General features: G+C 45.2%; 29 protein-coding genes and 1 pseudogene. 4 read left to right on the top strand and 26 right to left on the bottom strand.

Annotation, left to right across the window (positions count from 1 at the left end; translation table 11 throughout):
- Positions 1–141: 141 nt before the first annotated feature.
- Together ABEF84_RS02485 and ABEF84_RS02480 are read right to left on the bottom strand one after the other, a co-directional pair.
- Complete coding sequence (locus tag ABEF84_RS02485) at positions 142–528, bottom strand: hypothetical protein (protein ID WP_034587438.1); 387 nt, start codon at positions 526–528, stop codon at positions 142–144.
- Positions 521–778, bottom strand: a complete 258-nt coding sequence (locus ABEF84_RS02480; RefSeq protein WP_034587440.1) for a succinate dehydrogenase assembly factor 2 — start codon at positions 776–778, stop codon at positions 521–523. The genes ABEF84_RS02485 and ABEF84_RS02480 overlap by 8 nt, the downstream gene beginning before the upstream one ends.
- Positions 779–953: 175 nt before the next feature.
- Here ABEF84_RS02480 and ABEF84_RS02475 point away from each other — a divergent pair, with 175 nt between their 5' ends.
- Positions 954–2,126: an acyl-CoA dehydrogenase family protein gene (locus ABEF84_RS02475; RefSeq protein ID WP_034587443.1), complete on the top strand. Its 1,173-nt coding sequence runs from the start codon at positions 954–956 to the stop codon at positions 2,124–2,126.
- A 62-nt stretch (positions 2,127–2,188) separates the two neighbouring features.
- Here the strand turns inward: ABEF84_RS02475 and ABEF84_RS02470 are convergent, their stop codons facing one another.
- The gene (locus ABEF84_RS02470) at positions 2,189–3,694 is read right to left on the bottom strand and encodes an NAD(P)/FAD-dependent oxidoreductase (protein ID WP_034587444.1); all 1,506 of its coding nucleotides are present in this window, start codon (positions 3,692–3,694) and stop codon (positions 2,189–2,191) included.
- A 198-nt stretch (positions 3,695–3,892) separates the two neighbouring features.
- Here ABEF84_RS02470 and tnpA point away from each other — a divergent pair, with 198 nt between their 5' ends.
- The 3 genes from tnpA to tnpC all read left to right on the top strand — a co-directional run bounded on the left by tnpA (position 3,893) and on the right by tnpC (position 6,308).
- Complete coding sequence (gene tnpA / locus ABEF84_RS02465; protein ID WP_347456200.1) at positions 3,893–4,276, top strand: IS66-like element accessory protein TnpA; 384 nt, start codon at positions 3,893–3,895, stop codon at positions 4,274–4,276.
- Positions 4,273–4,608, top strand: a complete 336-nt coding sequence (tnpB, locus tag ABEF84_RS02460; RefSeq protein ID WP_000618091.1) for an IS66 family insertion sequence element accessory protein TnpB — start codon at positions 4,273–4,275, stop codon at positions 4,606–4,608. Before tnpA ends, tnpB begins: the two co-directional genes overlap by 4 nt.
- 74 nt (positions 4,609–4,682) lie before the next feature.
- Positions 4,683–6,308: an IS66 family transposase gene (gene tnpC, locus ABEF84_RS02455; protein WP_347456199.1), complete on the top strand. Its 1,626-nt coding sequence runs from the start codon at positions 4,683–4,685 to the stop codon at positions 6,306–6,308.
- Between the two features lie 134 nt (positions 6,309–6,442).
- On the opposite strand, the gene rplQ is transcribed toward tnpC, so the two are convergent.
- The 23 genes and pseudogenes from rplQ to rpsS all read right to left on the bottom strand — a co-directional run bounded on the left by rplQ (position 6,443) and on the right by rpsS (position 17,203).
- Positions 6,443–6,808 carry a 50S ribosomal protein L17 gene (gene rplQ / locus ABEF84_RS02450; protein ID WP_034587447.1) on the bottom strand — a complete coding sequence of 122 codons (366 nt, stop codon included), beginning with the start codon at positions 6,806–6,808 and terminating at the stop codon, positions 6,443–6,445.
- A gap of 18 nt (positions 6,809–6,826) precedes the next feature.
- Positions 6,827–7,834 (bottom strand): DNA-directed RNA polymerase subunit alpha, encoded by a 1,008-nt coding sequence (locus ABEF84_RS02445; RefSeq protein WP_034587449.1) that lies wholly within the window; start codon positions 7,832–7,834, stop codon positions 6,827–6,829.
- A 17-nt stretch (positions 7,835–7,851) separates the two neighbouring features.
- Positions 7,852–8,475, bottom strand: coding sequence for a 30S ribosomal protein S4 (gene rpsD / locus ABEF84_RS02440; protein ID WP_034587451.1), 624 nt, complete (start codon positions 8,473–8,475; stop codon positions 7,852–7,854).
- Positions 8,476–8,487: 12 nt separating this feature from the next.
- The gene (gene rpsK / locus ABEF84_RS02435; RefSeq protein ID WP_001040166.1) at positions 8,488–8,874 is read right to left on the bottom strand and encodes a 30S ribosomal protein S11; all 387 of its coding nucleotides are present in this window, start codon (positions 8,872–8,874) and stop codon (positions 8,488–8,490) included.
- Positions 8,875–8,893: 19 nt separating this feature from the next.
- Positions 8,894–9,250 (bottom strand): 30S ribosomal protein S13, encoded by a 357-nt coding sequence (gene rpsM / locus ABEF84_RS02430; RefSeq protein ID WP_034587453.1) that lies wholly within the window; start codon positions 9,248–9,250, stop codon positions 8,894–8,896.
- A 107-nt stretch (positions 9,251–9,357) separates the two neighbouring features.
- The gene (gene rpmJ, locus ABEF84_RS02425; RefSeq protein ID WP_000867907.1) at positions 9,358–9,474 is read right to left on the bottom strand and encodes a 50S ribosomal protein L36; all 117 of its coding nucleotides are present in this window, start codon (positions 9,472–9,474) and stop codon (positions 9,358–9,360) included.
- A gap of 20 nt (positions 9,475–9,494) precedes the next feature.
- Entirely contained in the window at positions 9,495–10,814 is a 1,320-nt protein-coding gene (secY, locus tag ABEF84_RS02420) for a preprotein translocase subunit SecY (RefSeq protein ID WP_171077707.1), read from the bottom strand.
- Positions 10,815–10,859: 45 nt separating this feature from the next.
- Positions 10,860–11,300, bottom strand: coding sequence for a 50S ribosomal protein L15 (gene rplO, locus ABEF84_RS02415; RefSeq protein ID WP_034587456.1), 441 nt, complete (start codon positions 11,298–11,300; stop codon positions 10,860–10,862).
- A gap of 3 nt (positions 11,301–11,303) precedes the next feature.
- Positions 11,304–11,480, bottom strand: coding sequence for a 50S ribosomal protein L30 (gene rpmD, locus ABEF84_RS02410; protein WP_004809788.1), 177 nt, complete (start codon positions 11,478–11,480; stop codon positions 11,304–11,306).
- 6 nt (positions 11,481–11,486) lie between these two features.
- A complete protein-coding gene (rpsE, locus tag ABEF84_RS02405; RefSeq protein WP_034587458.1) occupies positions 11,487–11,984 on the bottom strand; it encodes a 30S ribosomal protein S5 in 498 nt (165 codons plus the stop codon).
- 2 nt (positions 11,985–11,986) lie between these two features.
- The gene (gene rplR / locus ABEF84_RS02400) at positions 11,987–12,337 is read right to left on the bottom strand and encodes a 50S ribosomal protein L18 (RefSeq protein ID WP_005180260.1); all 351 of its coding nucleotides are present in this window, start codon (positions 12,335–12,337) and stop codon (positions 11,987–11,989) included.
- 14 nt (positions 12,338–12,351) lie between these two features.
- Positions 12,352–12,885 (bottom strand): 50S ribosomal protein L6, encoded by a 534-nt coding sequence (rplF, locus tag ABEF84_RS02395; protein WP_034587461.1) that lies wholly within the window; start codon positions 12,883–12,885, stop codon positions 12,352–12,354.
- Positions 12,886–12,898: 13 nt separating this feature from the next.
- Positions 12,899–13,297: a 30S ribosomal protein S8 gene (gene rpsH / locus ABEF84_RS02390; RefSeq protein ID WP_034587463.1), complete on the bottom strand. Its 399-nt coding sequence runs from the start codon at positions 13,295–13,297 to the stop codon at positions 12,899–12,901.
- Positions 13,298–13,309: 12 nt separating this feature from the next.
- Positions 13,310–13,615, bottom strand: a complete 306-nt coding sequence (rpsN, locus tag ABEF84_RS02385) for a 30S ribosomal protein S14 (RefSeq protein WP_034587466.1) — start codon at positions 13,613–13,615, stop codon at positions 13,310–13,312.
- Between the two features lie 9 nt (positions 13,616–13,624).
- Positions 13,625–14,161, bottom strand: coding sequence for a 50S ribosomal protein L5 (gene rplE / locus ABEF84_RS02380; protein ID WP_034587468.1), 537 nt, complete (start codon positions 14,159–14,161; stop codon positions 13,625–13,627).
- A gap of 16 nt (positions 14,162–14,177) precedes the next feature.
- Positions 14,178–14,495 carry a 50S ribosomal protein L24 gene (gene rplX / locus ABEF84_RS02375; RefSeq protein WP_034587469.1) on the bottom strand — a complete coding sequence of 106 codons (318 nt, stop codon included), beginning with the start codon at positions 14,493–14,495 and terminating at the stop codon, positions 14,178–14,180.
- A gap of 9 nt (positions 14,496–14,504) precedes the next feature.
- Positions 14,505–14,873: a 50S ribosomal protein L14 gene (rplN, locus tag ABEF84_RS02370; protein ID WP_001982634.1), complete on the bottom strand. Its 369-nt coding sequence runs from the start codon at positions 14,871–14,873 to the stop codon at positions 14,505–14,507.
- 91 nt (positions 14,874–14,964) lie between these two features.
- Positions 14,965–15,222, bottom strand: coding sequence for a 30S ribosomal protein S17 (rpsQ, locus tag ABEF84_RS02365; RefSeq protein WP_016168596.1), 258 nt, complete (start codon positions 15,220–15,222; stop codon positions 14,965–14,967).
- Positions 15,219–15,416, bottom strand: coding sequence for a 50S ribosomal protein L29 (gene rpmC / locus ABEF84_RS02360; RefSeq protein ID WP_004786915.1), 198 nt, complete (start codon positions 15,414–15,416; stop codon positions 15,219–15,221). The genes rpsQ and rpmC overlap by 4 nt, the downstream gene beginning before the upstream one ends.
- Positions 15,416–15,829 (bottom strand): 50S ribosomal protein L16, encoded by a 414-nt coding sequence (gene rplP, locus ABEF84_RS02355; protein ID WP_034587474.1) that lies wholly within the window; start codon positions 15,827–15,829, stop codon positions 15,416–15,418. Before rplP ends, rpmC begins: the two co-directional genes overlap by 1 nt.
- Positions 15,808–16,585: pseudogene (gene rpsC / locus ABEF84_RS02350) on the bottom strand (30S ribosomal protein S3). The gene rplP and the pseudogene rpsC overlap by 22 nt, the downstream one beginning before the upstream one ends.
- A 1-nt stretch (position 16,586) precedes the next feature.
- Positions 16,587–16,916, bottom strand: coding sequence for a 50S ribosomal protein L22 (gene rplV / locus ABEF84_RS02345; protein WP_001982638.1), 330 nt, complete (start codon positions 16,914–16,916; stop codon positions 16,587–16,589).
- 11 nt (positions 16,917–16,927) lie between these two features.
- On the bottom strand, positions 16,928–17,203 hold the full coding sequence (gene rpsS, locus ABEF84_RS02340; RefSeq protein ID WP_001138119.1) for a 30S ribosomal protein S19: 276 nt from the start codon (positions 17,201–17,203) through the stop codon (positions 16,928–16,930).
- Positions 17,204–17,206: the final 3 nt, after the last annotated feature.

Below are 17,206 nucleotides of genomic sequence, written 5' to 3'. Positions count from 1 at the left end.
AAACAGCATAAAAAATTGTCAGACAATTCAAATATTTTCGAAAAAATTATATGAATTGTCTGACAATATCAGATTGTAAAAATATAAGTTTTTGAAAAATATATCATTATGATTTTGATCAAAATACAGATTGTCCGGCAATCAGAGCATTTTTGTTAAGACTTTCAGGGACTTCCATTGCTGATACGGAAGCTGATCACACCAGATGAGTAGCGGTCGAACCTTGGCATGCTGGAAGTACACCACCACATAAGCCTGATGATCAATCACATGGCTGATCAGCGCGCGCTGGGTGTGCTGGTCATGATGCGTCAATGTCCATTCCCGCCCATCCAGACATTCAAACTGTGCGATATGCGGGCGCTTGCGGTAAAACAATTGATAGATGATCAGTCCTGCCACCAGACAGATGCCCCATAACCACAGGGGTAACAATTGATACAGCACGAACATCAGTACAGCAAAAATCAAAAGCTGAAACGCAAGTGCAAGCAGGCTGCGTTTCAGCCGGTAACAGCAATTATCCATGTACGTAGTGTTTAAGCTTGTTAATAAACTCACGTAATTCAGGGCGTGGTGGTTCTGAAACTTCCATAAACCAGTCCAGCAGGTCAGGGTCTTCCTGTGCAACCAGATCAGCGAACATCTGTTTCTCGGCTGGATCTGCCGTCAGGTAATGGTTTTTGACATAGGGATCAAAATATACATCCAACTCTTTTAAACCACGACGTGCGCGGTAAATCACTTTACGCTCTTCCAGGCTGATGTCTTCAGTCATCATATTCCCCAACATGTTAAAAACCTAACTAGTTTACCTAAGCCCTAGCCAATTTTCGAGGGAATTGGCAGGAACGACCAGCATTCTCTGCATTTTGTACATTTCGCACATTGTTCAGTCCTATCTGCCCCCGTATGTTGAAGCGAACAATAAAGCGAATAAGGAAAATTCAAACATGCAATCTGCTGCGATCCGTCCTCTGCCACACTTATTGCCTCGTACTTTATTTAATGAGGAACATGAGGCCTTCCGCGAAACGGTACGCAAGTTTTATGAGAAGGAAGTGATTCCGCATATCGAACGTTTTGAACAACAACAGCATGTTGATCGTGAGTTATGGAACAAGGCAGGAAACCTAGGGCTGCTCTGCCCAACCTTACCGGAGCAATATGGCGGTTCTGGGGTGGATCGTCGCTACAGCATGATTCTAATCGAGGAACAGGCCTATGCCGGGGACTCCGCAACGGGCTTTTCCCTGCATTCCGACATCGTCGCGAATTATATTTTAAATTTTGGCAATGAAGAGCAAAAACTGAAATGGTTGCCGAAAATGGTCAGTGGTGAAATCATCACAGCCATCGCCATGACCGAACCCGGTACTGGCTCAGATCTGCAGGCTATTCGTACCAGTACTGTACCCGATGGTGACGACTATGTCATCAATGGCTCAAAAATCTTTATCACCAATGGTTATCTTTGCGACATGGCCATCGTGGTGTGTAAAACTGGCGACAGTGATAAAGGATCTGCTAATCTTTCACTGATTATGGTCGAAGCAGATCGACCAGGATTCAGCAAAGGTAAGCCACTGAATAAAATTGGCATGAAAGGCCAGGATACCTGCGAACTGTTCTTTGATAATGTCCGTGTGCCGAAGGAAAACTTGCTTGGCATACCCGGCATGGGCTTTATAATGCTGATGAAAGAGCTTGCTTGGGAACGTCTGATTGTCGCGATGATCTGCCAGGCCGGTGCTGAAGCAGCCTTGGCCCATACAGTGAAATACACCAAGGAACGCCAGGCCTTTGGCAAACCGATTGCAGCCTTTCAGAATACCCGCTTTAAACTGGCGGAACTGCGTACAGAAATTGCCGTCTGCCGTGCCTATCTGGATCAATGTATGCAACAGCAATTACAGCAGCAACTCAGTGTCGAAGCCGCTGCAGCCGCCAAATACAAGATTTCAGAGATGTACAGCAAAGTCGTGGATGAATGCCTGCAACTGCATGGTGGTTATGGTTATATGCTGGAATACCCGATTGCCCGGGCTTATCTTGACCACCGAGCCAACCAGATTTATGCGGGCACCAATGAGATCATGAAAGAACTGATTTCACGTTCACTTTAATTCATAGTCAAAGAGAAATGAAAAAGGAGCATCGACATGCTCCTTTTTTAATGCATTTAAGATCAAGAGACTAAACGTGGTTTGACTTTCTTGCTTTGCGGCTTGTCCTGTCCAGCCTTTTTCTTAAACTGCAGGATGTCATCATCAAAGCCCGCCTGCTTCAGATCTTTACGGTCCGCCAGATAATTATTGCTGACACGCCACACCCCACGTTTACCCTGTTTCGGCATTACATCAGCGGCACGGGCAATATAACCCGAAGTCAGGCTACCCATTACGGTGTCTTGCAACATTTCGGAAGCATTACCTTCAGGCACGACCTCGTCATAGCCTTTCTTGTCCATGTAGTTGAGTAAGCGGCAGATATATTCCGCTGCAATATCGACTTTCAGTGTCCAAGATGCGTTGATATAGCCAATGAGCAGCGCCATATTTGGAATATCGCTGACCATCACGCCACGATACAGCATGTGATTCGAGGTATTAATTGGCTTACCGTCAATAGAAGCTTGAATACCACCCAAAATCTGAATATTCAGTCCTGTTGCCGACACGATGACATCAGCATCCAGATGTTTACCCGATTTTAGCTGGATACCTTTTTCGGTAAATTTCTCGATCAGATCAGTTTCAACCGAAGCCTTGCCTTCACGTAGAATTTTGAACAGATCGCCATCAGGCACCACGCACAAACGCTGATCCCATGGTTCATAATTCGGGGTAAAGTGTTTCATATCTACTTTACCTTTTAACTGCAGTTTCACCGCATTCAGCAAGATGGTTTTCAGCAATTTTGGATACTTCTGAGCCAAAGCATAGATACCACGCTGCATGCTAATATTCCGTGCACGAGTCAGCTTATAAGCCACTTCTTCAGGCAGGAATTTACGCATCTTCGCGTAAATCACATCAATCGATGGTACAGACGCAATATAAGTTGGCGAGCGCTGCAACATGGCGACATGCCCTGCTCCACCTTTCACCATCGCAGGTACCAGGGTAATTGCCGTTGCACCACTGCCGATAATCACCACTTTCTTGCCGCTATAGTCAAAGTTTTCCGGCCAATGCTGTGGATGAATAAAAGTGCCTTTAAACGCTTGTTGATTCGGGAATTCCGGCTGGAAGCCCTGGTCATAGTTATAGTAACCGGTACAACCAAGGACAAAATTTGCGACCCAGGTTTCTTTTTGACCTTGGTCATTTTCAATCTCGACAGACCATTTATGGGTACTCGAGTCGTAATTCGCGCTTAACACACGATGCTGGAAATGAATTTTTGATTTTAGTTTAAATTCATCTACAACTTCCGACAGATAATTTTTAATCGCTGGGCCGGTCGCCAATACACTTTCTTGTTTCCACGGCTTGAAGTTAAAGCCAAAAGTCGACATGTCTGAATCTGAACGGATGCCAGGATATTTAAATAGATCCCAGGTTCCCCCAATGCTGTCGCGACGCTCGATAATTTCAAAGGAACGTTGTGGGCAGTGTTTAGAAAGATGTGCCGCAAGACCAATTCCCGAAATACCGGCACCCACAATTAAGATATCAACTTGCTTTTCCATGTTCTTCTTTTGACCTATTTAGTGTGCTTTGTTTTATTAAATCACAAAACTGACAATGCTCCATGTCAATTTTATTTAAATCCCTTACTTTTTTTATCTTTTTAGGACAAATGTAAGCGTCCGCTGAACACACCTTATGAATTCATCCTATAAGCCTTAATTTAGTCCCCACTTAAAAACAAGTGGGGACTAAAATTTATGACTACAAATCACCAGACATCCATCGCATCTCTTGCGAAAAAACGAAGAACATACAGTGCTGAATTTAAACAGCAGATCGTTCAGGCTTGTAAAGCACCGGACGTTTCAATTGCTTCGGTCGCTTTGCAACATGGATTGAATACAAATCTTGTATCCAAATGGATTCACTTAATTGATGGTAAGCCAGGGAATGATCGCTCACCACTACCGAATAAACCTGCATTTATTGCCTTATCTTGCTCTGCACCATTAGATCCTACTCCTACTGACATGTTAATGGTTCAAATTACTTTACCCCACTCAAAAGCAGAAATTGGCTTGAAATGGCAAGTATCAGAAATACCTGCCTTGGCAGAATTACTCAAGGCACTTGCAACATGATCCGCATTGATGAAATCTGGTTGTCTACTCAGCCCATGGACATGCGTGCAGGTATGGATACGACCATGGCTCAGGTGGTGAGAGCCTTTGGCTACATCAAACCGCATTGTGCTTACCTGTTCTGTAATAAACGTGGCCATCGCATGAAAGTACTGGTACATGATGGACTGGGCATCTGGCTGTGTGCCCGGCGGCTGGAACAGGGCAAATTTCACTGGGCTCAAGTTCACCAAGGTGAAACCGTGGCCCTCAGCCCGGAACAGTTACAGGCACTGATCCAAGGTTTGCCCTGGCAGCGCATTGGACGACAGCAGGTGGTGACGATGCTTTAAACCAGGCTGTTCCATTCTGCTATTCTCCAAACGTTCTATTTCATTCTTCTCATGACCTCAGGCATACTGCGGTCATGAATACGCTGCCTGACTTAAGCCAACTGACCCATGAACAACTGCTGGAATTCACCAGGCAGTTGGCGCTGCAGCATCAGTCTCTAGCACAATCAAACCAGCAATTAGATGCCAGAGTTCAACATCTTGAAGTCACCAATCAGCAATTAGATTCTAAAGTTCAACATCTTTCTATTCTCACTCAAAAATACGAGCATGAACTGGCGCTGTTTAAACGGCATAAGTTCGCCCAGAAGAATGAACACTTAACGACCAAACAAATCCACCTGTGGGACGAAGCGGTTGAAGAAGATATTGCCGCGGTTGATCTAGAACTGGAACGGCTAAATGCAGACAAAACCGATGCAGCGACACAGAAAGCCAAAACCAATAAACCTAAACGTCGACCACTGCCAGATCATCTACACACCATCCGTATTGAGCATGAACCTGCATCAACCCAATGCGCTTGTGGCTGCCAACTCCGTCGTATCGGCGAAGATGTCAGTGAAAAACTGCATTTCAGACCGGCACAGTTCTATAAGGAACAGCATGTGCGTGGTAAATGGGTCTGTGATCAGTGTGACACCCTGACTCAGCAAGCGATGCCCGCCTATGTGATTGATAAAGGCATTGCTTCACCTGAACTGCTCAGCCATGTGTTGGTATCGAAATATGCCGATCATTTGCCGCTGTACCGTCAACGTCTGATCTATCAGCGGGCGGGAATCGAGCTTTCTAGATCAACGTTATCTGACTGGATAGGTCGCTGCGGTGTAGAACTGGAACCTCTGGCCAATGCCTTAAAAGAGGTGGTACTACAACAGCAGGTGCTGCATGCAGATGAAACACCGGTCACCATCATGCGGATGGGTGAGAATGATAAAAAACCGAAGAAAGGTTATGTCTGGGCCTATGCCACTACACAGTACAATCCAGTTCAGGCGGTGATCTATGACTTTCAGGATAGTCGTTCAGGCCAGCATGCTGCAGAGTTCTTGAAAGGCTGGCAGGGTTATCTAGTCTGTGATGATTACAGTGGTTATAAAGCACGCTTTAAATCAGGCCAGGTCATAGAGGTGGGCTGCATGGCCCATGCACGTCGTAAATTCCATGAACTGCATGTGACCGGGAAAAGTCAGGTCGCTGAACAGGCATTGGTGCTGATTCAGAAACTGTATGCGATAGAAGCAGAACTCAGGAAAAAGACCGATGGTACAGCGGAAGACCGCCGCGAATACCGACAACAGCATAGTCAACCAGTGATGCAACAACTATATGAATGGCTCAACCAACATCATCTGACGGTGCCATCGAGTTCTCCCACCGCCAAGGCGATCAATTACACTCTGAAGCGTTGGCCAGCCTTAAGCCGCTATTTGGATGATGGCAATCTACCGATTTGCAATAATTGGGTAGAGAATCAAATGCGACCTTGGGCCTTAGGGCGTAAGAACTGGCTGTTTGCTGGCTCGCTGCGCAGTGGACAGCGAGCGGCAAATATCATGACTTTAATCCAGTCAGCAAAGCTGAATGGCTTGGATCCGTATGCCTATTTAAGTGATGTGCTGAAAAGGCTGCCGACGCATAAAGCGACCCAAATAGAAGAATTACTACCACATCGCTGGAAATCCAACTCAAATTAAAAAATAGGCATGGGGTTCAGCGGACGCTTACGGACAAATTTTTAAACTGTCCGACAATTGGTAAACTGCAGGCAATAAAAAAGGCCGGTTTATTCAACCGACCTTTTCGAACAACGTTCGCTGTCTACACGAAATTATTTAACTTCGCGATCTACTAGCTCAACGTAAGCCATCGGTGCAGCATCACCTGCACGGAAGCCCGCTTTAAGAACACGTAGATAACCGCCGTTACGTTCTTTGTAACGAGGGCCAAGAACGGTAAATAATTTACCAACAGTTGCAGCTGAACGAGTACGAGCAAACGCCAAACGACGGTTTGCAACTGTATCGACTTTAGCTAAAGTGATTAAAGGCTCAGCAACACGACGTAATTCTTTTGCTTTAGGCACAGTTGTTTTGATCAACTCGTGCTCGAACAAAGAGTTAGCCATGTTTTGGAACATCGCTTTACGATGACTGCTTGTACGGCCTAATTTCACACCACTATTACGATGACGCATGGTGATAGTCCTACTTAATTAACGGCTACGATAGGCGAAACGATCGTCCATACGGAGACTAGCTGGTGGCCAGTTCTCTAAACGCATGCCGAGTTGTAAGCCTTTGGAAGCCAGAACATCTTTGATCTCAGTAAGCGATTTTTTACCCAAGTTAGGAGTTTTAAGCAACTCAACTTCAGTACGCTGTACAAGATCACCAATGTAGTAAATGTTTTCTGCTTTCAAACAGTTAGCAGAACGAACAGTTAGCTCTAGATCATCTACTGGACGAAGCAAAATTGGATCAACTTCTTCACGAGGTTCTTGAGCCACAGGAGCTTGATCTTTCTGAAGGTCAACGAAGATCGCAATTTGTTGCTGCAGAATAGTTGCAGCTTTGCGGATCGCTTCTTCAGGATCAACTGTACCGTTGGTTTCAAGATCAATGATCAGTTTGTCAAGGTCAGTACGTTGTTCAACACGAGCGTTTTCCACTGTGTAAGACACACGTTTGATTGGGCTGTAAGAAGCATCTAACTGTAAACGACCCACTGGGCGAGTTTCGCCTTCTGGGAAACGAGAGTCAGAAGTTTCATAGCCACGGCCTTGAGCCACTTTCAGGCGCATCTTCAGATTGCCTGTAGCACTTAGAGTGCCGATCAAGTGTTCAGGGTTAACCACTTCAACATTGTGAGGTAAACGAAGGTCAGCCGCAGTTACGTCGCCTGGACCTTGTTTCTCTAATGTCAAATAAGCTTCATTTTGATCGAACAGCTTAATAGACAATCCTTTTAGGTTCAGCAAGAGCTCGACGATGTCCTGCTGCAAGCCTTCCAAAGTACTGTACTCGTGCTCAACACCTTCAATCTCTACTTCAACCACAGCTGCGCCAGGTAAAGAAGAAAGAAGGATGCGACGTAAAGCATTGCCCAGAGTATGACCAAAGCCACGCTCTAAGGGTTCTAGAATAACTTTTGCCGAGGTCCCGCTTGCCGCTTCGACCTTGATCGCTTGCGGAGTTAGAAACTCATTTGCAGTACGCGTCATTATTGCTACCTCAAGGATTATTTAGAATACAATTCTACAATCAAGCTTTCGTTGATTTCAGCAGGTAAATCAGAACGATCCGGTGCAGCTTTGAACGTACCTTCAAGTTTAGAATGGTCTACTTCCATCCAAGAAGGAATGCCACGTTGAGCAGCTAATTCAATTGCGTTTTTGATACGTAATTGTTGTTTAGCGCCTTCGTGAACTGCAATCACGTCACCAGCTTTAACTTGGATAGACGCGATGTTAACGCGACGGCCATTTAAAGTGATTGAACGGTGAGATACTAACTGACGAGCTTCCGCACGTGTAGAACCAAAACCCATGCGATAAACAACGTTATCAAGACGGCTTTCTAGCAGTTTCAACAGGTTCTCACCAGTTGCGCCTTTAACACGAGCAGCTTCTTTGTAGTAGTTACTAAATTGACGCTCTAAAACACCGTACATACGACGTACTTTTTGTTTTTCACGTAATTGTAGTGAGTACTCAGATTGTTTTGCACGGCTTTGACCATGTTGGCCAGGAGCTTTAGCATGTTTTTTAGTCTTAACGTCAAATGGTTTAACGCCAGATTTTAATTGCAGGTCTGTCCCTTCGCGGCGAGAGAGTTTGCATTTTGGACCAATATAACGAGCCATGAATGTTTCTCCTTACACGCGACGTTTTTTAGGTGGACGGCAACCGTTGTGAGGGATTGGAGTCACATCGGTAATGCTGTTAATTTTATAACCCACTGCACCTAATGCACGAACCGCAGACTCACGACCTGGACCAGGACCTTTCACAAGGACGTCTAGGTTTTTCAAACCGTAATCCAAAGCAGCTTTACCAGCAACTTCAGCAGCTACCTGAGCAGCAAACGGAGTTGATTTACGTGATCCACGGAAGCCTTGTCCACCTGAAGTGGCCCAAGCCAGTGCATTACCTTGACGATCGGTAATTGTCACAATGGTGTTATTAAAAGAAGCGTGAATGTGTGCAACACCTTCAGAGACGGTACGAGTGACCTTCTTGCGTGTGCGAGTATCTTTAGCCATCTTTTAGCTTCCAGAAATCTTATTTCTTAATTGGTTTGCGCGGACCTTTACGGGTACGTGCGTTAGTTTTGGTGCGTTGACCACGGACAGGCAAGCTGCGACGATGACGAAGGCCGCGGTAGCAGCCTAAATCCATTAAACGTTTAATGTTCATGGAAATTTCGCGACGTAAGTCACCTTCGGTCGGAACCTTGGCAACTTCTGCACGAATCGCATCAAGCTGAGCGTCATCTAATTCACGGATCTTAGTAGTCGGTGCGATACCTGCAGCAGCTAAGATGTTCTTAGCAGTGTGGCGACCAATACCAAAGATGTACGTTAGAGAGATAACAGCATGCTTGTTATCCGGAATGTTTACACCGGCAATACGAGCCATTCAATTTTCTCCAAAAAGGCAGTAGAGATAATCAACCGCCCCACAAAAATCTTGAGGGGCGGATAATAACCCAATTCGCCTACTGAAATCAACAGGTCTTGATCAGATTAACCTTGACGCTGCTTATGACGAGGTTCTGCGCTACAAATTACGCGGATAACCCCATTACGACGGATAACTTTACAGCTACCACAAATTTTCTTTACAGAAGCTTGTACTTTCATGATGAAACCTCTAAGTGCGCTTATCCCTTAGGATGAGCAGTCGTTTTTCTCATTAACGTTTGATTGTCATACTGGTGCGAAGTGAGATGTGCTTGTAGCTGAGCCATAAAGTCCATCACCACCACAACCACGATCAGCAACGATGTACCACCCAACTGGAATGGAATTCCAAACGAGCTTTGCAGAATCATCGGCATTAAACAGATCACAGTGATGTAAATCGCGCCAATGAAGGTCAAACGATTGAGAATATGATCTAAGTAACGAGCAGTTTGCTCACCTGGACGAATACCAGGAACGTAAGCTCCGCTGCGCTTCAAGTTCTCTGAGACTTCTTTTGGACTGAAAACCAGTGCGGTATAGAAGTAACAGAAAAAGATAATTAACGCACCAAAGAGCACCAAATACAACGGCTGACCAGGCGACAGCACCAATGCTAAATCTTGAAGACTACGCTTGATAATTCCTGCATTAGGATCTGCACTGCCCACCCACTGACCTAAGCTCGCAGGGAACAAAAGCAGTGAACTTGCAAAGATCGCAGGAATCACACCAGCCATGTTAATTTTCAGTGGCAAATGTGTCTGCTGTGCAGTAAATACGCGACGACCCTGTTGCTTCTGAGCGTAGTTTACCGGAATACGACGCTGCGCTTTCTCGATAAATACAATCGCTGCAAGCACGGCGATAGATAACAGTGCAAAAATAGCCATACCAATCAGGCTAGACTGGCCATTATCTACAGATGTCAGGGACTGCATCACTAAAGTTGGCAGACCTGCAACAATACCAGCGAAGATGATCATGGAAATACCATTCCCCACCCCACGCTCGGTAATCTGTTCACCTAACCACATCAGGAACATGGTCCCCGCAACCAATGAGGTTACTGCAGGAACATAAAAAGCCAGACCAGAAGTCAGGGTAATACCCTGGCTGATCAGGCCAGCACACATACCAATCGCTTGCACCAGTGCAAGGAGCAATGTGCCCTGTCGTGTGTATTGATTTATTTTACGTTTGCCTTGCTCGCCTTCTTTTTTCAAAGCTTCGAGCGATGGAACGACTGTTGACATCAGCTGCACGATAATCGAAGCAGAGATGTATGGCATGATCCCAAGAGCAAGAATAGACATTCGTTCTAATGCACCGCCCGAGAACATGTTAAACAAACCAAGGATAGTACCTTGGTTTGCATTAAACAGATTCTCTAGCGCAGCATTGTTAATGCCCGGTACTGGAATATGTGCTCCCAGTCGAAACACCAACAACGCACCGATGAGAAACATCATACGACGAATAATTTCACGGTATTTCACATGAAACGGTTGGCCTTTCATCATGTTGACATGACCTGAAGAACTAGGAGACATAGACACTGGAGATTACTCCTCGACTTTACCGCCAGCAGCTTCAAGAGCAGCTTTAGCGCCTTTAGTCACAGCAACACCTTGGATAGTGAATGCGCGAGTAACTTCACCAGAAAGTACGATACGAGCACGTAACATATCTTTACGTACAACGTTCGCAGCTTTTAAAGTTTCTAGAGACACGATGTCGCCTTCAACTTTGTTAAGCTCAGATAAACGTACTTCAGCAGTTTTCAAAGCCTGTTGGCTAGTGAAACCGAATTTAGGTAAACGACGGTAGATCGCAGTTTGACCACCTTCGAAACCTGGACGAGTACCACCGCTCTTACGTGAGTTTTGACCTTTGATACCACGACCACCAGTCTTACCAACGCCAGAACCGATACCACGACCCACGCGAAGGTTTTCACGTTTAGCACCTTCTGCAGGTGCAATTGTATTTAAACGCAGAGTCATGGCTTATTCCTCTACACTAACCATATAGTAGACTTGGTTGATCATACCACGGTTAGATGGAGTGTCTAACACTTCAACAGTATGACCAATACGACGCAGACCTAAACCCTTCAGGCTCAGCTTGTGATTTTTCAAGCGGTGCGATGCAGATTTAGTCTGGGTAACTTTAATCGTTTTCATGATTGATTACCCTTGAATTTGTTCTACTGAAAGACCACGTTTCGCAGCAACTTTCTCAGGAGAAGTCATATCACGCAGACCTTTGAAAGTCGCGTTTACTACGTTCGCAGCGTTAGTAGAACCATAACATTTAGTTAATACGTTACGTACACCAACAGCTTCTAGAACTGCACGCATAGCGCCACCAGCAATTACACCAGTACCTTCAGAAGCAGGTTGCATGTAAACGCGGCTTGCACCGTGACGAGCGTTAATAGGGTGTTGTACAGTACCGTTAACGAGTTCAACAGTAATCATGTTGCGACGAGCAGCTTCAAGTGCTTTAGAAATAGCAGCTGGAACTTCACGTGCTTTACCACGACCAAAACCTACACGACCATTACCGTCACCTACCACAGTCAATGCTGTGAAAGAGAAGATACGACCACCCTTAACAACTTTGGCAACACGATCAACGGCTACCAGCTTTTCAACAAGACCTTCGTTTTGTTCAACTTTAGCCATGATTAGAACTCCAAGCCGTTTTCACGAGCAGCATCAGCCAAGGCTTTGATACGACCATGATATTTGAAACCAGAACGGTCAAACGCAACTTTAGTTACACCAGCTGCTTTAGCGCGTTCTGCGATTAAAGCACCTACTTTCTTAGCTGCTTCAACATTACCAGTTGTACCAGCACGTAAAGTAGCGTCTAGAGTAGAAGCTTGCGCTAATACTTTGCCACCATCTGCTGAGATAACTTGAGCATAGATGTGACGCGGAGTGCGGTTTACACACAAACGAGTCGCACCCAGTGCACGAATGTGCAAGCGTGTGCTTTTCGCACGACGCAAACGGGATTGTTTCTTTTCGTTCATAAGAACCTCGCGCCTTATTTCTTCTTAGCTTCTTTACGAAGTACAACTTCGTCAGAATAACGAACACCTTTACCTTTATATGGCTCTGGTGGACGGTAACCACGGATCTCAGCAGCAACCTGACCTAAAAGTGCTTTGTCAGCAGATTTAAGTACGATTTCAGTTGCAGATGGAGTTTCAGCAGTTACACCTTCAGGAAGGTTGTAGTCGATTGGGTGAGAGAAACCAAGGTTAAGATTAACAACGTTACCTTTAACCGCAGCTTTATAACCGACACCAATCAGTTGTAACTTGCGTTCGAAACCTTCGCTAACACCTTTTACAAGGTTGTTAAGCACAGCGCGAGCAGTACCAGCCTGCATCCAAGCGTCTTTAGATTCAGCTTTAGGAGCAATAACTAGAGTACCGTCTTCCTGTTTTAGCTCGACCAGCGCATGCAGGTTGAAAGACAATGAACCTTTAGTGCCTTTCACTTCGACCTGCCGGCCGTTCTGAGTAACTGTTACACCGTTAGGTACAGTTACTGGGGCTTTAGCCACACGAGACATGAGGAATCACCTATTAAGAAACAAAAGCAATAACTTCACCACCGATACCTGCAGCACGTGCAGCGCGATCAGTCATGATGCCTTTGCTTGTAGAAACAATTGCAATACCTAAACCTTGCTTAACGCTTGGAAGTGCATCTTTACCGCGATACTGACGTAGACCTGGACGGCTTACGCGTTTCACAGTTTCGATAACTGGTTTGCCTTCGAAATATTTTAAAGTCAAAGTAAGCGTTGCTTTATTGCCTTCAGCTTCAGCAACTGCTACGTCAGCGATATAACCTTCTTGTTTAAGAACGTTAGCGATCGCAACTTTTAACTTAGAGTTAGGCATAGAAACAGTTTGTTTCTTTGCCATTTGCGCGTTACGAACACGTGTTAGCATGTCGGCAACGGTATCTTGCATACTCATTTATAGTGCTCCTTACCAGCTTGCCTTAACAACGCCAGGTACATCACCTTGCATTACTGTTTCGCGTAATTTGTTACGGCTTAAACCGAACTTACGGAAGTAACCATGAGGACGACCAGTCAAACCACAACGGTTACGTAGACGTACTGGAGATGCATTACGTGGTAATGCTTGTAATTTCATCATCGCTTCGAAACGTTCTTCGTCTGATGCATTTACGTTTGCAATGATTGCTTTTAATTCAGCACGTTTTGCAGCGTATTTAGCAACAGTAGCTTCGCGTTTCAATTCGCGATTAATCATACCTTTCTTAGCCATATCGACCTCTTATTTGAACGGGAAGCCGAATGCACGCATAAGCGCACGGCCTTCGTCATCGGTGCGAGCAGTCGTAGTGATGGTAATATCCATACCACGAATACGATCAATCTTATCGAAATCGATTTCAGGGAAAACGATTTGTTCTTTAAGACCCATTGAGTAGTTACCACGACCATCGAATGATTTCGCAGAGAAACCACGGAAGTCACGGATACGAGGAATCGCAATCGAGATCAGACGGTCTAAGAATTCGTACATGCGTTCGCCACGCAGAGTAACTTTACAACCGATCGGCCAACCATCACGGATTTTGAAACCAGCGATAGATTTACGAGCGAGTGTAAGTACTGGTTTTTGACCAGCGATCGCTTGCATGTCAGCTAGAGCACCATCAAGGAGTTTTTTGTCAGCAGCAGCTGCACCAACACCCATGTTTAGTGTAATTTTTGTGATGCGTGGAATTTCCATCACATTCTTGATGCCAAGTTCTTCTTTTAACTTAGCACGAAGTTCGTCGTTGTAACGTGTTTTAAGTCTGGCCATTGCCTATTTCAACCTATTACTTCGCTACCGCCACTGGTTCACCATTAGATTTGTAAACGCGAGTTTTCACACCGTCTACTACTTGGTAACCAACACGGTCAGCCTTTTGGGTTGTAGCATTTAAAATTGCCACGTTTGAAATGTGAAGAGAAGCTTCTTGAGTTACAACGCCGCCTTCAGCGCCAGTAACACGGTTAGGCTTCTGGTGTTTCTTAACTAGGTTAAGACCTTCTACCTTCACACGGTCATGAGAAACTGACAATACAGTACCCTGTTTGCCTTTTTCTTTACCTGCGATCACGATTACTTGATCGCCTTTTTTAATCTTAGCCATGATTGCCTCTTATAGAACTTCAGGAGCCAATGAAATAATTTTCATGAACTGTTCAGTACGAAGTTCACGAGTCACTGGTCCGAAAATACGAGTTGCAATCGGCGCTTTGTTGTTGTTCAAAATAACAGCAGCGTTATCGTCGAAACGAATCACTGAACCGTCTGGACGACGGATGCCGAATTTAGTACGTACAACAACTGCATTCATCACGTCACCTTTTTTAACACGTGCGCGTGGAATTGCTTCTTTTACAGTAACTTTAATAATGTCGCCAACAGAAGCATAACGACGATGTGAACCACCAAGTACTTTAATACATTGTACGCGGCGAGCACCACTGTTGTCTGCTACGTCGAGCATAGTTTCGGTCTGAATCATTGCCCTACTCCAAAACCGAGCATCACCGGTCACAATTTCGAAAGGCTCAAAGAGTACTCGAAATTGACCGATGATGCAACAAGAACGTTAATTACTCAGCAGCTGCTTCAACAACTTCAACTAGAGTCCAAGACTTAGTTTTAGAAATTGGGCGGCTTTCTTTGATTGTTACAACGTCGCCTAATTTAGCTGTGTTGTTCTCATCATGAGCATGTAATTTTGTTGAACGGCGGATTGATTTGCCATACAACGGGTGTTGAACGCGGCGTTCGATAAGTACAACAATAGACTTGTCCATTTTGTCGCTTACAACTTTGCCGGTTAACGTGCGGACTGTTTTTTCACTCATTGTCCGTTCCCCTGTTTTTCGGTAAGTAGGGTCTTGATACGAGCAATAGTCTTACGAGTCAACTGCACTTCGTGCGATTTACCCAATTGACCAGTTGCTTTCGCCATACGAAGACGGAATTGGTTAAGCTGTTGCTCATCAAGCAAAGCTGTCAACTCTTCTACCGACTTTTCACGTAGATCTTTAGTTTTCATTACATTACCGTCCGAGTCACGATAGTGGTTTTAAACGGAAGTTTAGCGGCAGCAAGCGTGAACGCTTCGCGAGCCAGTTCTTCGTTAACACCATCAATTTCGTACAAGACTTTACCTGGTTTGATTTGGCAAACCCAGTATTCCACAGAACCTTTACCTTTACCCATACGAACTTCAAGAGGTTTAGAAGTAATAGGTTTGTCTGGGAAGACACGGATAAAGATCTTACCACCACGTTTGATACGACGGCTGATTGTACGACGCGCTGCTTCAATTTGACGCGCAGTCATTTGACCACGTTCAATTGATTTAAGTGCGATTGTACCGAAAGATACTGTACTACCGCGGTGCGCCAGACCAGTGTTACGGCCTTTTTGCACCTTACGGAATTTCATACGTTTTGGTTGCAACATGGATTATTCTCCTTTTTCAGCAGAACGATCATTGCGACGACCACGACGCTCTTGACCTTCACCACGACCGCGACCACGTTTAGCTGGACGTTCTTCAGCTGGAGCTGGGTTCATGACTTGTTTCATGCCGCCCAAGATCTCGCCACGGAAGATCCAAACTTTAACACCAATCGTACCGTAAGTAGTTTCAGCACGCATAGTTGCATAGTCGATGTCGGCACGAAGAGTATGAAGAGGTACACGACCTTCACGATACCATTCAGTACGAGCGATCTCAGCACCACCTAAACGGCCTGAAACTTCAACTTTGATACCTTTAGCGCCAGCACGCATAGTGTTTTGAACCGCACGTTTCATAGCACGACGGAACATTACACGTTTTTCTAATTGAGAAGCGATAGCTTCAGCAACTAGACGCGCGTCTAAGTCTGGACGATCAATTTCGTTGATGCTTACTTGCGCTGGAACACCCATGATAGATGTTAATTCGCGCTGTAATTTCTCAATGTCTTCGCCTTTTTTACCGATCACGATACCAGGGCGCGCAGTGCTGATAGTCACTTTCGCAGCGCCTGTAGGGCGTTCGATAAGAATATTGCTTACCATTGCATTCTTAAGTTTTTTAGTCAAAAACTCGCGAACTTGCAAATCTTTCAGCAAGTATTCAGCGTATTGTTTCGGATTCGCATACCAGTTAGCGTTATGACGTTTCACAACACCTAGGCGGATACCGATTGGATGAACCTTCTGACCCATATCAAACCCCTACCTTAACGGTAATGTGACAAGTACGCTTAGTAATACGATCGGCACGGCCTTTAGCACGTGGCATAATACGTTTCAGGCTCATGCCTTCATCAACGTAGATCGTAGAAACTTTAAGGTCGTCTACATCTAAACTGTTATTGTGTTCAGCGTTCGCAATCGCAGATTCCAACGCTTTCTTAACTAGAACTGCAGCTTTTTTGTTGCTGAAGTTAAGGATGTTAAGAGCGTGCGCAACAGATTTGCCGCGGATCAGGTCTGCAACCAAACGTGCCTTTTGTGCCGAGATAGCGGCACCGCGTAATTTAGCAGTTACTTCCATCATAGCACCTATTAACGTTTAGATTTCTTGTCAACACCGTGACCACGGTAGGTACGAGTCGGTGCAAATTCACCAAGCTTGTGACCAACCATATGTTCAGTAACGATTACTGGAACATGGTTACGACCATTGTGTACAGAAATTGTTAAACCAACAAAATCCGGTAGGATCATCGAACGACGCGACCAAGTTTTGATCGGCTTACGAGAGTTACTCGCTACAGCCGCTTCAACCTTAGCGAACAAGTGCGCATCGACGAATGGGCCTTTTTTCAGAGAACGAGGCATTGT

This window comes from Acinetobacter sp. ANC 7912, assembly GCF_039862785.1.
In the GTDB taxonomy this organism is placed as follows: Bacteria; Pseudomonadota; Gammaproteobacteria; order Pseudomonadales; family Moraxellaceae; genus Acinetobacter; species Acinetobacter thermotolerans.
This window is presented reverse-complemented; position numbering and strand designations above follow the sequence as displayed.

Excerpts from the sequence above, each read along its gene's own strand:
- ABEF84_RS02475 (WP_034587443.1), top strand. The coding sequence starts at position 954 with ATGCAATCTGCTGCGATCCGTCCTCTGCCACACTTATTGCCTCGTACT.
- rplO (WP_034587456.1), bottom strand. The coding sequence starts at position 11,300 with ATGACTCTGCGTTTAAATACAATTGCACCTGCAGAAGGTGCTAAACGT.
- rplP (WP_034587474.1), bottom strand. The coding sequence starts at position 15,829 with ATGTTGCAACCAAAACGTATGAAATTCCGTAAGGTGCAAAAAGGCCGT.
- ABEF84_RS02470 (WP_034587444.1), bottom strand. The coding sequence starts at position 3,694 with ATGGAAAAGCAAGTTGATATCTTAATTGTGGGTGCCGGTATTTCGGGA.
- rplR (WP_005180260.1), bottom strand. The coding sequence starts at position 12,337 with ATGAACGAAAAGAAACAATCCCGTTTGCGTCGTGCGAAAAGCACACGC.
- rpmD (WP_004809788.1), bottom strand. The coding sequence starts at position 11,480 with ATGAAAACGATTAAAGTTACCCAGACTAAATCTGCATCGCACCGCTTG.
- rplN (WP_001982634.1), bottom strand. The coding sequence starts at position 14,873 with ATGATTCAGACCGAAACTATGCTCGACGTAGCAGACAACAGTGGTGCT.
- rpsH (WP_034587463.1), bottom strand. The coding sequence starts at position 13,297 with ATGAGTATGCAAGATACCGTTGCCGACATGCTAACACGTGTTCGTAAC.
- ABEF84_RS02445 (WP_034587449.1), bottom strand. The coding sequence starts at position 7,834 with ATGACGCGTACTGCAAATGAGTTTCTAACTCCGCAAGCGATCAAGGTC.
- rplF (WP_034587461.1), bottom strand. The coding sequence starts at position 12,885 with ATGTCTCGTGTGGCTAAAGCCCCAGTAACTGTACCTAACGGTGTAACA.
- rplX (WP_034587469.1), bottom strand. The coding sequence starts at position 14,495 with ATGGCTAAGATTAAAAAAGGCGATCAAGTAATCGTGATCGCAGGTAAA.
- rplQ (WP_034587447.1), bottom strand. The coding sequence starts at position 6,808 with ATGCGTCATCGTAATAGTGGTGTGAAATTAGGCCGTACAAGCAGTCAT.
- rpmJ (WP_000867907.1), bottom strand. The coding sequence starts at position 9,474 with ATGAAAGTACAAGCTTCTGTAAAGAAAATTTGTGGTAGCTGTAAAGTT.
- rpsE (WP_034587458.1), bottom strand. The coding sequence starts at position 11,984 with ATGGCTAAAGTTGAACAAAACGAAGGTCTTGTTGAAAAGCTGGTAGCC.
- tnpC (WP_347456199.1), top strand. The coding sequence starts at position 4,683 with ATGAATACGCTGCCTGACTTAAGCCAACTGACCCATGAACAACTGCTG.
- rplV (WP_001982638.1), bottom strand. The coding sequence starts at position 16,916 with ATGGAAGTAACTGCTAAATTACGCGGTGCCGCTATCTCGGCACAAAAG.
- secY (WP_171077707.1), bottom strand. The coding sequence starts at position 10,814 with ATGAAAGGCCAACCGTTTCATGTGAAATACCGTGAAATTATTCGTCGT.
- rpsQ (WP_016168596.1), bottom strand. The coding sequence starts at position 15,222 with ATGAGTGAAAAAACAGTCCGCACGTTAACCGGCAAAGTTGTAAGCGAC.
- rpsN (WP_034587466.1), bottom strand. The coding sequence starts at position 13,615 with ATGGCTAAGAAAGGTATGATTAATCGCGAATTGAAACGCGAAGCTACT.
- rpsK (WP_001040166.1), bottom strand. The coding sequence starts at position 8,874 with ATGGCTAAAGATACTCGCACACGCAAGAAGGTCACTCGTACCGTCTCT.
- rpsS (WP_001138119.1), bottom strand. The coding sequence starts at position 17,203 with ATGCCTCGTTCTCTGAAAAAAGGCCCATTCGTCGATGCGCACTTGTTC.
- rpsD (WP_034587451.1), bottom strand. The coding sequence starts at position 8,475 with ATGGCTCGTTATATTGGTCCAAAATGCAAACTCTCTCGCCGCGAAGGG.
- rplE (WP_034587468.1), bottom strand. The coding sequence starts at position 14,161 with ATGGCCAGACTTAAAACACGTTACAACGACGAACTTCGTGCTAAGTTA.
- rpmC (WP_004786915.1), bottom strand. The coding sequence starts at position 15,416 with ATGAAAACTAAAGATCTACGTGAAAAGTCGGTAGAAGAGTTGACAGCT.
- tnpA (WP_347456200.1), top strand. The coding sequence starts at position 3,893 with ATGACTACAAATCACCAGACATCCATCGCATCTCTTGCGAAAAAACGA.
- tnpB (WP_000618091.1), top strand. The coding sequence starts at position 4,273 with ATGATCCGCATTGATGAAATCTGGTTGTCTACTCAGCCCATGGACATG.
- ABEF84_RS02485 (WP_034587438.1), bottom strand. The coding sequence starts at position 528 with ATGGATAATTGCTGTTACCGGCTGAAACGCAGCCTGCTTGCACTTGCG.
- ABEF84_RS02480 (WP_034587440.1), bottom strand. The coding sequence starts at position 778 with ATGACTGAAGACATCAGCCTGGAAGAGCGTAAAGTGATTTACCGCGCA.
- rpsM (WP_034587453.1), bottom strand. The coding sequence starts at position 9,250 with ATGGCTCGTATTGCCGGTGTAAACATTCCGGATAACAAGCATGCTGTT.